The organism is Paenibacillus donghaensis, assembly GCF_002192415.1.
In the GTDB taxonomy this organism is placed as follows: domain Bacteria; phylum Bacillota; class Bacilli; order Paenibacillales; family Paenibacillaceae; genus Paenibacillus_AQ; species Paenibacillus_AQ donghaensis.
The window spans coordinates 4,100,473-4,112,880 of the sequence record NZ_CP021780.1 but is presented as its reverse complement, the minus strand read 5'-3'; the positions used below and the strand labels follow the sequence as shown (position 1 = coordinate 4,112,880).

The following is a 12,408-nucleotide window of genomic DNA, read 5'->3' as shown; positions in this document are numbered from 1 at the left end:
AAAAAGTATTCCACATTTGATCTTGAGTAAGTCCAAACAGTACCCAAGTAATAACAAGAAATATGTGAGTGTATATTTGAGCATAGATAGCATTCAAAACAACTTAAAGGAATCGATAATATGATTGAGTTAAATTACGGCGAGAAAAAACTTATTTTATATACGAAGGGACATTATAGAAATAAAAATTTAATGGAAGCATTAAGAATTATTACAGCCTGGAATTTCCAAATTCCTTTAGAATCTACAGAGTCTTATCATATATATGATTTTGTTCTGAAGGTGTTTATTCAATTGCAAGAAAAGGGTTACGTTGAAAGTCCGTATGACCTCATGAAAAGTTTCTTTACGTTGAGAAGACCCACAATAACATTTGATTCAATTATTGATATGATGATTTCTGATTTATCTCTTTCGAAAGCAGAGGGATAAAATCTGGGAGAAATAGATGTAGGACTTGCATGTCTCTTTGTTGAATATAACAGTTGATACTTGCATTTGGTATAATATAGTTAGCATAGAGGTGACGAAAGGTTTATTTCATGAGGTTGGCGAAATACATAATATAAAAAATCGGAGGATTATAAAATGAAAAGTATGAGCCAAATTGAATATCATATTGACGAATTGTTGCGCGAGAAGGAAATACTCAAAAAAGTAGAAATAGAGGTTAAGGTTGCTGAATTCACAAGAATTCTAACAGAGCAGTCAACAAAAGACGAGGAAGAATTAAAGCGAATATTGATGATGATGGCAAGAGACCTGAGAAACATCGTCGAGCAATAATTAAGGCTGGTTTCTCAGTCAAATGACTGTTTGATCATCAACAACTTTAAATGAGGTGGCTGTCCTTGTCTATAGAAAAAGAAATGAATGATATGACTTTATTAGAACTCTTAAATAAATATCAAAACGATAAATTGGTATTTAGAGATTACGGTGCTAACGAATACATGAAAAATTGCGATTTTGATGATGAAGTTGCGCTAAAGCGTCATGCGAGGATATATGAAGAACTGAGACAAGAGATTTTGATTACTGCAAGTTTCATTGCCGAGAAATTACTCAAATAAACTTTAAGTTAACTATGAAATGGCTATTTGATTATGTGGGGTGATTAATATAGAGCAAACAGATATTAAAGTGGGATACACCTATGTAATAGACAGTCCCAATAACACGAGAAATAATGGGAGAAGATGTATCTTATTAGAACTCATCTCTCCACTCGAAGGCAGGGGTTCTATTCGTAGACACTAGGCGTAATGGAAAGGTCAATATAAATGATTTAAAACCAATTGAAGATGAAGTGAAGAATATATTCAAATTACCAGATCTTCAAAGGGCTAAGATCGATGAAATTATGGAATTAAGAAATCGAGCCAATCGAATTGAACAAGAAGTTATTAAATGGTTTGAAGACAACGGCTTTAATATACAAGAGGAACACTTTCTTCTTGTCGCTGATAAACTGTCTAATAGTGAAGGCACTTCAGATGATATAGAGCAAATAATTCAAGATGCTATTAGGCAAAATTATACCGAATCAAGAAGAGAGGGATGAGTGGAAATGGTCAAACACACGTTAGAATATCGTACCACAAGCGGAGAAAGCGGAACCATAGAGGAAGAGGCGGTGACACGTTGGGGAGCCATGTGCGCAGCTCTGGAGCAGTTAAAAGTGATTGCTGAAGATGTTCAGGGATTATGGATTGTGAATCAGAATGTGGAAGGTGATTAATAATGAAAAAAGTAAACGGATGGTTGCATACAGGAGAAACAGAAAATGGGCTTGAAATTTGGGCAAAGGAGGATACTGTTGAAGATACGAGGTATCTAAAAATGGAATATAGGGATTCAGAAGGTAAAAGAGTAGGTCAAACATGGGATCACCCAGTGAGTCAAGTTAGATTGATGAATGCTATTTTGGATTCTTTAGAATTGGAAAACGGCATCAAATAACACTGTAAAAGGAATGGTTTTATTAAAAACGCAGTAGACGCATACGGCGCACCAAAATGTTAGACGTTACTTATTTAATTTGGAGGGATAATTCATGAAAAGGTATAGATTTACACATTTTGAGAACAGCTTATTTGCTGGTACGGCCTTCGCTGAATCTATGGAGGAAGCAATAGAGAAGTTCGCCGCAGCAAACTGCTTAACTGATGCTTTTTGGAATGGCGGGGAATCTGTTGACGCTGATTCGGCTAAGGTGGAGTTTGTTGATAGTGACGGAGATGCAGTTGCTTACTATGTTAACCTCACCAATTGATTAGTAGTAGGCTAATACACAGTACGAAGTGGAAAGCGAAGCAGACGGATATGGCATATGAAAGAGGGTTTGCAAAGTGAAGAAAACCAAGAAACAAAAGTTACAGGATCATTGTGTTATGCGACTAAATCGCAGCTATTCAGAGGGCGGTATTGCGGGATATAACGAATGCAATCAATTCTTATGTGACTTAACGCCTCAGTTGGTTGGATATTTGACAACGGAGGGTTTGGAGTTTTTGAAAAAAGAGTTAGACAGGACGTATGACAATATGCCTGATTTCGATAAAGGCTATTGAATAGTGTATGAGAGGCTGGAGTTGAAAAATGCATAGTAATGTGAGTATTGTCAATGGATATCAAATTCTACATTGGACACTTGGCGATGTTTATTACATAACAGATAAAAAAGATAGCGGTATTTGGCTCTGCGAGAATAGGGATAGAAATGTTGTGGAGGAATATGCAAAAACGTTGACATAATGAGATAGTATAGAAAATAAATGGCATCTTTTATCTAAATAGCGTGAGGGAGATGAAAAGTGGAGCATAATACAGGTGTTGTACTTAATAGCGACTATATTAGGCTAGGAGACGTTCTAAGGGGCGATAGCAGGGTAGAAGCGGTTGTTCTGTGGGATGAGGTTAATAACACATATGGAGTTGAGGTTGGTGAACGGAGAGATGTTTGGTGCGAATTAGTGACCTATCTTGTGCAAGATGAAAACTTAAAAGTTGTTGGGAATATTCTTAAAAGAAGTTAAATTCTGGATACATATAAGAAGAGGAAATGCAAGTTTTAAATGCAAGTTTTATAGGGAGAATGGAGGGACGAATGTGGGGATTTATCACAAGAATGATTTAAGAAAAATCTCGCAGCATGGGCTGAATAAGATGGTAAACATTCACACAAAAGATCTTGGGGCTTACTACATATCTGAAAGTTATCCCTCTAAACAAAGCGACATTGACGAAACGATTGAGAATATTCACATATTGAAATCAGTAATTGAGGAAAAGGAGATTAATCGGTGAAAAAGATAGAGAATGATTGGCAGTATCTAAGTGATCCAGTTAAGACTATCTTAGAGCGCGTTGATATCAATTGTAAAAGCTGCGAGATCCCGATTAGATCAATTGTAGACATTCCATATTTATAAAGGCGAGATGACAACGGAGATGGCCCAGGAGATAGTGAAGTACCAAGACTCTAAGGATAATAAAGGGTATACTTCTGCCATAATTAAAGATAATATTTTGTACATAAAGTTTCATAAACAAGCATTTTGATTTTTTGGGGAGATCTACAGAGTGAATATGATCGAAAACAAAGATAAATGATATTTATGAAATAAAATAATGAGAAAAGACGTGATGTTGTATGAACGGTGAAAAGGATTGGTTTGAAGAGATGGTAGAACACCAAGAGCAAGAAGATGAAGAAAAGAGACAGTGGGAGGAAGACGCGCGCGAAGAGGAAGAAAGAAAAAGAGAAGAAGATGAGGAGGAAGACGAGAGAATAAGACAGGAGATAGATGACGAGGACAGGAAAAGAGAACAGGAACAAGAGCACGAAGAATACTTGAGACAAAGAGAAGAAAGATATTATTCGGAATAATTCCTTAAATTTTATTGAAATGTAGATTTCATAAACCAATCAAATATTTAGGTTGGTTTTTTTCATATGATTTGTGTTACATTTAATTAATCAAATTATATAAATCTATATATAAGGAGTGGCTTTGATGCGTCCAGTATTCTCAGGGAATTTTATAGTGCATAAGGGGCCAACTGGCTATAAGTCACGCGAATTGTCGTCTTACATGACGCAACTATCTAAAGAAATTTTAGCTTATCTTCATTTTCTATTTATAACGGAAGATTCAATAAATTCAATACTAGATGATTATGAACTTAATCGAATTATAGATTCTGTAGTGAGCAAAAATATACCCAGAGGATTATTTGAAAGCAGCCTGATTTCTGAAATGGTTGGTTTTCCAGAATTCAATTCTGAAGGACTAATAAACAATTCGAACGAAACAAATAATGAAACTTTGACAGCAGATTTCATCAAAAAGATTTTAGCTAACTTAATTAATGATAAAACAACATAAAAGACGAACTTCATCATAAAAAGAACCCTCCACATTAACTGGCAGGGTCTTTTTGGTTTACATTTGTTAAATTATCTAAAATACTTGATCTTTTAAGGATTTGAAGAAAGTGTCTCATATCGTCGTTCAAATCAGGTGCGAGTAGCTTCTTTTCTGATTCGAATTCGTAAATAATTTTATCCTTCTCTGCGAGATTCTGCTTCATCACTTCATATTCTTGTTTAATACGAAGTAAAGATAATATAACCTTATCCAATGAAATTCGATCATCAAATTTTACATTGTTTCTTGTGGGCGTACTCTTAATACTTTGTCTAATTACCTTCGCTTCCTTGATTTCGATCGCAAATCTTTTACGTACTTCGCTGTTCCAACGAAAGCCGCAAGCCGCAGAAGTCTTACCCAGAGTCTCTGAGACTGTGTCAAAAGCTTGAAGCTGTGTTTTTCCGTTGCTTATATTTTCTAGAACAGTTTTTGAGAGTATGGTATCATCGCTATGGCTCCATTGATCTTTTCTCTTCACATAAAACAACCCTTCCTTTTTGGTTTAATACCATTTATATCCTTTTTGTCAATAGGTTATTCCTAATAACCACGAGAAAGTTTTGTACCTTAGAAATACTATTGACAAATCAGTGTATATAGTAAATATAAGTGTTGCAATAATCTAATTGCACATGTATAATAAACATATAAATAAGTAATACTAAAACATAGAATATTAAAGAAGAAGTACATAGAATTGAAGGTACATAACGAATAGAGAGAATATAAATAAATTAAATCAATGAATCGGAGAGTGGATATTATGAGTATGGTGATGGAAAGAGCAGAAAGTATTGTAACTAAACAATTTGACATTTTTTTGGCAGACTTAGGCGAATCAAAAGGATCAGTACAAAGAGGAGTTAGACCGTCAATAGTTATATCAAACGATAGAAGCAATTTACACTCAAATTTCGTGGTGGTTTGCCCAATCACCAGCAGCATGACAAAAGCAAAATTGCCCACTCACGTTTATATGAAGGCAAATGAAATTGGTTTTCACAAAGACAGTGTGGTGTTGTTTGAACAACACTTTACTATCGACAAGAGTTTGTTAATACACAAAATAACGGACATGCCAAAAAGATATGAACGAGAGTTGGAAAGGGCATTAATAATTAGCACCACCAGAACATTTTCGAGAACATAAAATTAAAAAGACGTTCCTCCGGGTTAGAAAAATGGAGAAGCGTTCTTTTTTAATTTCTATCCTTTATGAAATTTAAATAATTCCCCGACCTCAATTTCTAATTCATCACATATTAAAGTAATATTCTTCAATGGTATTTGTTTTGCGGTATTATTGCATAACTCATTAATTGTCGAGTGTCTGATTTTTGTTCTTCTAGACAACTCTCTCCTGGTCATATTCTTTGTGATTAGTATTTTATCTAGTGTGATTTCAACCCAAGGCATATTATTGCTCCCTTTATTGTAAACAATTCTCTATTGACTATTGACTTGAAGTTCTTGTAATAGTATATTGATAATATGTTTAACTGGAACGATAATCGTTCCATTCTATAGACATAAAAAATTCTCTCTAACTGAGTGTCAGAGAGTTAATCAACTATGTCTTTATAATATATCAGACCGATAATGAAAATCATAGGGAAATAATTACAACGGGAGATCGCAGAAATGACAACTAAGAGGTACGTCATACAGAAACTTGTTTTCAAAGACAATGTTACAAAAGTTGAGACTTGGATTAACACCAGTATACGGAGCAATAATCCAGATGACTTGATTGACTTTATAACTAAATTATATAGAATTTTTGATACCATAGACAATTTTGTTGTAAGGAAAAGAAGAAAATAAATTATTTATAATATAAACATATACATATTAAATGATATATAGTACAATGAATTTAATCAAAGTTTATTAAACATTTTAAAAGGATGGATGGTGGTCGATATGGATAACAACAAGACTGACATCATCGGGAAATTAATCGAAGTAAGTTACGGTGTGGATTATACGGACAGATACTTTCGCCCAGCGAATCTACATACCTATGTTTTTGAGCAAGATAAACAACGCTATGTGTGGCAGTCTAAGTATCGTTGCCAACAGGAACTTACAGAAGACAGCACATATCATTTAAAGGTCGCAGTAGGCGAAAGACTACTTGGAGGAAGAGGTCTGAGTATAAGCGATGTCGAATTTGTTAGTGAGATGACCATTAAAGATAATGTTATTCATCTAACAACTGAATAAGAGTGTAAAAGGTGAGGGGATAATGCTTTGACAGTTGTAATTGGATGTGTGTCTGAAGCATATTTTAAAACTACATAAAAACAACATGTAATAAAAAAACTACATAAATCGACAAATAAATATATAAAAGGCTCAATACATATGATATTATTTATATGTAAGAGTCTTTTTTGTTTTATTTATCACTTGACTTTTAGATCTAATGAAGTAAATTATCTATTGGAGGTGATAATTGATTGATGAATAACGAAGATAGTAACACTCTCTATATAATGACTTACACGTTAAACAGTGGAATTAAGAATACAGTTCCGCTCTCGAATAGTCAGATAGATGAATGGATGCAATGTTATAAAAATGATGAGAAATTTGTAACCACAATAGGTGCCGAATACTTTGGATTGAATTCAAATTTAGTTGCCGATTTTAAAGTACATAATAAATTTTCAGTTCATCGTAATCAAATTGTATCTATTCAAAAAACTGAAGAAGAAATTTTAAATAAAGCATACAGTAATCAAACAATAGTGATTAAGGTTGATTGTAAGTGTGGAACAACTTATACAGCAGAATCACAATATAAAAGAAAAACATGGAATTGCAGTAAGTGTAAAGAGATAGTTTATTTGGTAGAAGATGTTTTAGTGGATACAAATAAAGGAAAGGGCCATCTTATGTCGAATAAGATGAGAATAGAATATTGATAGTAAGGAGATACTAAAGGTATGACTATTGATAAAGAGTTGGTAAAAAGAGTAAAAGAAGTCTCGTCTAAAGTTGGAGGATATTTAACAACTGAGCTGTATGATAAAAATAGAGGAGATATTCCTGCATGGAAAACCCTGAAAAACAAGTTAAATATAACTTTCCCTGAGTTTTTAAAATTGTGTGGGGTACTTAATAAAGAAGAGTATTTAATAAACGTAAACAAAATTAAGGCAGTCAGTAATTTAAAGATATTAGCCCTAGAATATGGAGAAGTGTCTAAAGTATTATATGAGTCGTCTACACCAAGCTTGCTACCTAGTTATGACTATATATGCAAACACTACGGATGGTCAGAAATAGTTTGTGTGGCAGATGTTAAAATGGCAAATGCTCAATACGCGACAAACGATAACGCAATTTTAGAACTAAAACAAACAATTAAAAAATTAGGGTATATACCAACAAGTAAAGAATACGACATCATGAACTTGAAGCCATCTCAGAAGGTTCTCCGGGGGATGGGGTTAAGTTGGGTAGATTCTATGCGTAAGGCCGGATATAGGCCATACGGTAAGGCGGTAGCAGTTAAAGATAAGATATGTGTCGAGAAAAACTGCTTTAGGCAATTTACGCCAGAAGAAGGAACTGATATCTTTTGTTTATCTTGTTTTAAGGCGGCAAGACAGAAAATTATCAATGATAATAAAATAACAGACAAAGATGTATTGGCCGATATTTACACAAGCACTTCTCAAAATTATATTCTAAAATATTTTTGCTAAAAATAGATTTTTATAACTATGTTACAATAACTCAATAATCAGAGGGGTGTATGTAAACGATGAAAAAAGACAGAGAAGAACTAGAGGGACATATTCAAGAACGTTTTAGGGAAATAAAAGGAACAAGAAAAAAGGTCCATCAAACAAATAGTATATTGAAGGATAAAGGTGTTCCATTGGGAACCTTTGAAGATATATCGAAAGGAGATCAAGCATTATCGGCAGCCAGTGAATCATTACTGTGCGTCATCACGGAAGTAATACATGAAGTAACTGGTTACGATGACATGTCTCCAGAACGCTGGTTTTCTGAAAATGAGATTGAAATGGCACACCAAAATATTAAAGAGGTCTATGGTTTTGAAAATAGATTGATGCTCCCTATAGTTATTGAAGATGTGAAAAAAATAAGAGAAGATAGTTTTTTAACATCTGTTAAAATGTCATTTTTGGTACAGATGTCTAATTCTCAGTTAATCTTTTATGATTATAAAACTCAAAGAAGCGCCGTATACGTAATGAAAAGAGATGGAGTCGTTCCAACTCCGTATCTAAACAAAAATAGTGTTAAAAGTATTGCTTCTGAAATGGCTAACGATGATTACCTTGAAGATATGATTACTTTAAATGTTTATTCGAACGAGGTAAAACCATTTACTTACAATGAAAATACAAGATTGTTTACAATTAACGATGGAGCTGTGGTCTCAATATTAGATGGATTTCACCGTTTAGAGGGTGGTTCGAGAGCCATGACAATGAATGAATATTTAAATCAAGATATGATACTGTCTATTAGATCTTACGACACTCCGAAAGCACAAAAGTATTTTGGACAAATAAATACAATAAATCCGGTTAAAATAGAGAGAAGAAAAGAGTTATTATCTGTGAAAAATTCAGATCTAGTTGTTAAAGAACTACAACAGCATCCGAAGTCTGAGTTTAAAAAGGGTAAGATCGCCTCCGCACCCAAAATAAGCGAAATAACAGGACAATTAACAACATTCGATATAATGTCATATGGGATAGAGCATTCTTTTAATCTAAAAAGTGGATTAGACGTTGATGAAGTATCTGAATATTTAATAAACTTTTATAAGTACTTGTTTGGATACTATGTAGATGAGTTCATATTAGACCCACGCAAATATTCAAATACCTTGATAAACCATCCATTAATGTTCTTGGGATATACTGTAATAGCAAAACATTTTCAGGATACCAACAAACCATTAAAAGAACTTAAGGAGTATATCGGAAACATTAATTTTAAAGATGAAAAACTGGTTGAAATATTTAATGATAAGAGCAAAAGAGGAATAAATTCTAATCCTCTCAGAAAAATGGTTATAGAATATTTTGAAAAATATGTTCAAGGGAGTGTTACAGTTGGCTAACAATATATACGGGAATGAATTCTTCAACGCTGAACAAAAAGAACGGTATTTAAAGGGATTGTCGGAATCAACTAAAATTGTGTACTCAAGAATTTTACTAAGAGCGGCTTATGTAGAGGAAGAATTGGGGAGAGACTTATATAATTTCAACGTAAATGAGATTGGGCAAGTGATGAAGTTGCTTTCTCCCACCACTTACAACTCAAGTCGTGATGCCTTGTCTCAAATGAAAAAATATATAACATGGGCAATAAAAAATGATCTTAGGGATAATAATATAAATCCATTAGGGGCGGGTTTATCTGAAGAATTTATAAGCAGTTTTATAGATTCTAGTTTAGAATTTTTATATACCGAAAAACAAATAAATGACATAATCGGGAGATTGTCAAACGAACAAGATAGAGCGTTAGTTCTAGCATTATTCGAGGGTTTGATGGGAAGGGAGTACTCAGAGATACTTCGATTGCAATTAGCGGACATTGATCAAGAAAATAATATCCTCACTTTAAAAAATTTAGATGCAGATGGAGAAACAACGATCAGAAAATTGAAAGTATCGGAAAAATTAGTGACATTATTGATAAGAGCAGCCAATCAAACAATCTACGTAAAAAGTAATGCAAATCTACAGGTGAAGATGAAATCATCAAGAGACATAACTTTGGTGAGTAATGGGTATATATTTAGGTCAGCAGATATGAATACAACCTATTTTGGAGTGGCTCCTAGAAATTTTGTGAGTCGAAAAATTAAAAACATATCTAGGTGGCTTGATTATAAGGAATTAGTACCTCTAAACATTAGGAAGTCTGGAATGGTTAAATATGCAAAAGACTTATATGAAGAGAGAGGAGTTTTTGAAAGACAAGAAATATTAGAGGTGTGCCGGAGGTTTGATTACGGTGAACTTTCAGTACACAGGTTATCTAAAGACTGTCTAAACCTAAAAACTATAAACAGACTATACCCTGCGGGAACAAGTTGAAAAACTTGTTCTTTTTTATTTGTAATTAATAGTTGACATAGAAAAATATCATGGTAATATTGACTTATAAGTAATATATATATGTTTACTTAATTAACTAACAAGAGGGAGTATAAGTTAAATGGAAAGTGCCTTGTTATACATACTATTTTCGATGATTGATGGCTTATCAATTTTTATATTTGCCTTCGGATCATTCAAAGTCAGATTAAGAAATTATTGGAGAGAGATATTACTAACCGTTTTAGTTATATCGATTGGAAATTACTATATATCTACTCACGACTCATTAAAAGATTATGAGCCATTGATTAGTATAACGATATTATTTTTATCATTGATACTGTATTTTAGAATATCGGTTTTTTCGTCTTTAAGATTAACATTGATGGGGTTTGTTGGGCAGGCAGTAATTCAGGGATTTTTGATAATGGTGACATCGTATGTGACCGATATTAGATTTAATGAAATTAAAAATAATGATTTCTTGAGACCTTCCTTACAAATAATTAGTGCAATAATATTGATATCTGTAACTTTGTTGCTAAGAAAACTCAAAAAACACTTCACAACCTTGCCTAACGATTACACCTACCGAATTAAATTTACCAAAATAAACAATGTGATCTTACTTACGTCTGCTTGCGTTATGTTGATGTTCATCAATATATATAACTTTAATAATGTAATCCTAGAAATAATCTTCTGGATTTTGTGCTTAATAAATATTTTTATACTAGAGACCAAGAAAGAAAAGAGAGATGAGATTGATTGATACATTTTCTATAAAAATGGCCCAATGGCTTGTTGGAGATTATCCAGATGAAATGCCATCGTTTGTTCAGACTAAGTATTCAGTAAAATTTATTATCACAAATATAATTCCTATTGTTTCACTAATTATAATCGCTTTGATTACTGGAGATTATTTAGAATATGCAAAAGCAGCAATACCATTTGTAATATTGAGACAATTCTCGGGTGGATATCATATTAAAAATGCAGATATATGTGTGATAGTATCAATATCTTTAATTTATCTTATAGTTAATTATAGTTACTTGCTATACGACCATCACAAAGTGATATTATTGGTTAGTATCATGATGTGTCTAATATATTCTCCATCAAAAATAGCAAGTAAAACAATAGTTAAAAAAGAAAATCACTTTATTTTTAAGGTGATATCAGTAGCAATCATAATTATATGCATCCTGATATTCGACATTATCATATCAACTTCAATTTTTATACAATCACTCCTCCTGTTTCATATTCCATTAAGGGAGGTGAAAAGAGATGAAGATTAATCACAAGTATATGAAGTTCGTAGGAATGGGATTATCAATGATTGTATTGCTGACTGTTTCTGTTGCAAGCTGGACATTCCTGCATGGGGAAGATGTGCCAGCGGATATGATGTAAGTTTTAGGCCGTGGATGCCATTTGTTTTAGTATCCACGGCACTCTCATAATAAAGAAGGGAGATTTTATGAGATCTATAATGGTTTTAAAGTGGGACGGAAAAGACTTCGCAGAAGAAGCCGAATGGATAGAAATTAAAGATTTGAGGCATGTTCGTACTGAATACACAAAAAGAGAGGGATCTTATAGGATATATAAAACAGATAATGGAGAATATAGGGATTGTAATTCTGTCGACAAGTCTTATGGATTGCTAGAAAAAAACGAGGGGTTTATAAGAACAGATAGAGGCATTATAGCAAATTTAAATAAGAATCCAGAAATAGATTGTAAATTAAACGTACTTATTTATGGGCAAGACAAGGAAAATGACAGGATAACGATTGCTGATAAAAGGATGAAAGTAATAAAGACTTGCCTAGGATTATTTAGAAGGCTGTAAT

The 12,408-nt window shown here is 33.1% G+C and carries 22 protein-coding genes; 20 read left to right on the top strand and 2 right to left on the bottom strand.

What is annotated here, in order from left to right; genetic code table 11:
- Window positions 1-120: 120 nt before the first annotated feature.
- The 11 genes from B9T62_RS18965 (at window position 121) to B9T62_RS18915 (ending at window position 4,391) form a co-directional block, all read left to right on the top strand.
- Window positions 121-432, top strand: a complete 312-nt coding sequence (locus B9T62_RS18965) for a hypothetical protein (RefSeq protein ID WP_087916709.1) — start codon at window positions 121-123, stop codon at window positions 430-432.
- A gap of 156 nt (window positions 433-588) precedes the next feature.
- On the top strand, window positions 589-786 hold the full coding sequence (locus B9T62_RS18960; protein WP_087916708.1) for a hypothetical protein: 198 nt from the start codon (window positions 589-591) through the stop codon (window positions 784-786).
- Window positions 787-851: 65 nt separating this feature from the next.
- Window positions 852-1,073 (top strand): hypothetical protein, encoded by a 222-nt coding sequence (locus B9T62_RS18955; RefSeq protein ID WP_087916707.1) that lies wholly within the window; start codon window positions 852-854, stop codon window positions 1,071-1,073.
- Window positions 1,074-1,309: 236 nt separating this feature from the next.
- On the top strand, window positions 1,310-1,564 hold the full coding sequence (locus B9T62_RS18950; RefSeq protein ID WP_087916706.1) for a hypothetical protein: 255 nt from the start codon (window positions 1,310-1,312) through the stop codon (window positions 1,562-1,564).
- Between the two features lie 6 nt (window positions 1,565-1,570).
- Window positions 1,571-1,741: a hypothetical protein gene (locus tag B9T62_RS39265; protein WP_157793913.1), complete on the top strand. Its 171-nt coding sequence runs from the start codon at window positions 1,571-1,573 to the stop codon at window positions 1,739-1,741.
- A gap of 2 nt (window positions 1,742-1,743) precedes the next feature.
- Window positions 1,744-1,962, top strand: a complete 219-nt coding sequence (locus tag B9T62_RS18945; RefSeq protein ID WP_087916705.1) for a hypothetical protein — start codon at window positions 1,744-1,746, stop codon at window positions 1,960-1,962.
- A gap of 94 nt (window positions 1,963-2,056) precedes the next feature.
- A complete protein-coding gene (locus tag B9T62_RS18940) occupies window positions 2,057-2,275 on the top strand; it encodes a hypothetical protein (protein ID WP_087916704.1) in 219 nt (72 codons plus the stop codon).
- 76 nt (window positions 2,276-2,351) lie between these two features.
- Complete coding sequence (locus B9T62_RS18935) at window positions 2,352-2,573, top strand: hypothetical protein (protein ID WP_087916703.1); 222 nt, start codon at window positions 2,352-2,354, stop codon at window positions 2,571-2,573.
- Between the two features lie 243 nt (window positions 2,574-2,816).
- Window positions 2,817-3,038 (top strand): hypothetical protein, encoded by a 222-nt coding sequence (locus B9T62_RS18930; protein WP_087916702.1) that lies wholly within the window; start codon window positions 2,817-2,819, stop codon window positions 3,036-3,038.
- Window positions 3,039-3,655: 617 nt separating this feature from the next.
- Window positions 3,656-3,892 (top strand): hypothetical protein, encoded by a 237-nt coding sequence (locus B9T62_RS18920; protein WP_087916700.1) that lies wholly within the window; start codon window positions 3,656-3,658, stop codon window positions 3,890-3,892.
- 127 nt (window positions 3,893-4,019) lie between these two features.
- Window positions 4,020-4,391 carry a hypothetical protein gene (locus B9T62_RS18915; protein WP_087916699.1) on the top strand — a complete coding sequence of 124 codons (372 nt, stop codon included), beginning with the start codon at window positions 4,020-4,022 and terminating at the stop codon, window positions 4,389-4,391.
- A 34-nt stretch (window positions 4,392-4,425) separates the two neighbouring features.
- Here the strand turns inward: B9T62_RS18915 and B9T62_RS18910 are convergent, their stop codons facing one another.
- Window positions 4,426-4,914 (bottom strand): RsfA family transcriptional regulator, encoded by a 489-nt coding sequence (locus tag B9T62_RS18910; protein WP_087916698.1) that lies wholly within the window; start codon window positions 4,912-4,914, stop codon window positions 4,426-4,428.
- A 285-nt stretch (window positions 4,915-5,199) separates the two neighbouring features.
- On the opposite strand from B9T62_RS18910, the gene B9T62_RS18905 reads away from it, so the two are divergent.
- Complete coding sequence (locus tag B9T62_RS18905; protein ID WP_157793912.1) at window positions 5,200-5,586, top strand: type II toxin-antitoxin system PemK/MazF family toxin; 387 nt, start codon at window positions 5,200-5,202, stop codon at window positions 5,584-5,586.
- A 56-nt stretch (window positions 5,587-5,642) separates the two neighbouring features.
- Here B9T62_RS18905 and B9T62_RS41825 read toward each other — a convergent pair whose 3' ends face one another.
- The gene (locus B9T62_RS41825) at window positions 5,643-5,852 is read right to left on the bottom strand and encodes a helix-turn-helix domain-containing protein (protein WP_087916696.1); all 210 of its coding nucleotides are present in this window, start codon (window positions 5,850-5,852) and stop codon (window positions 5,643-5,645) included.
- 507 nt (window positions 5,853-6,359) lie between these two features.
- Here B9T62_RS41825 and B9T62_RS18890 point away from each other — a divergent pair.
- The 8 genes from B9T62_RS18890 (at window position 6,360) to B9T62_RS18855 (ending at window position 12,407) form a co-directional block, all read left to right on the top strand.
- Window positions 6,360-6,662 carry a hypothetical protein gene (locus B9T62_RS18890; RefSeq protein WP_157793911.1) on the top strand — a complete coding sequence of 101 codons (303 nt, stop codon included), beginning with the start codon at window positions 6,360-6,362 and terminating at the stop codon, window positions 6,660-6,662.
- A 236-nt stretch (window positions 6,663-6,898) separates the two neighbouring features.
- Window positions 6,899-7,366, top strand: coding sequence for a hypothetical protein (locus tag B9T62_RS18885; RefSeq protein WP_425436667.1), 468 nt, complete (start codon window positions 6,899-6,901; stop codon window positions 7,364-7,366).
- A 21-nt stretch (window positions 7,367-7,387) separates the two neighbouring features.
- Complete coding sequence (locus B9T62_RS18880) at window positions 7,388-8,152, top strand: hypothetical protein (protein WP_087916692.1); 765 nt, start codon at window positions 7,388-7,390, stop codon at window positions 8,150-8,152.
- Between the two features lie 59 nt (window positions 8,153-8,211).
- Window positions 8,212-9,552: a ParB N-terminal domain-containing protein gene (locus B9T62_RS18875; RefSeq protein WP_087916691.1), complete on the top strand. Its 1,341-nt coding sequence runs from the start codon at window positions 8,212-8,214 to the stop codon at window positions 9,550-9,552.
- Complete coding sequence (locus B9T62_RS18870; protein ID WP_087916690.1) at window positions 9,545-10,540, top strand: phage lytic cycle repressor MrpR family protein; 996 nt, start codon at window positions 9,545-9,547, stop codon at window positions 10,538-10,540. The genes B9T62_RS18875 and B9T62_RS18870 overlap by 8 nt, the downstream gene beginning before the upstream one ends.
- A gap of 767 nt (window positions 10,541-11,307) precedes the next feature.
- Complete coding sequence (locus B9T62_RS18860; protein WP_157793910.1) at window positions 11,308-11,850, top strand: accessory gene regulator B family protein; 543 nt, start codon at window positions 11,308-11,310, stop codon at window positions 11,848-11,850.
- A complete protein-coding gene (locus B9T62_RS41310; protein ID WP_281257745.1) occupies window positions 11,840-11,965 on the top strand; it encodes a hypothetical protein in 126 nt (41 codons plus the stop codon). The genes B9T62_RS18860 and B9T62_RS41310 overlap by 11 nt, the downstream gene beginning before the upstream one ends.
- 67 nt (window positions 11,966-12,032) lie before the next feature.
- Complete coding sequence (locus tag B9T62_RS18855; protein ID WP_087916687.1) at window positions 12,033-12,407, top strand: hypothetical protein; 375 nt, start codon at window positions 12,033-12,035, stop codon at window positions 12,405-12,407.
- The last annotated feature ends 1 nt before the right edge of the window (window position 12,408 follow it).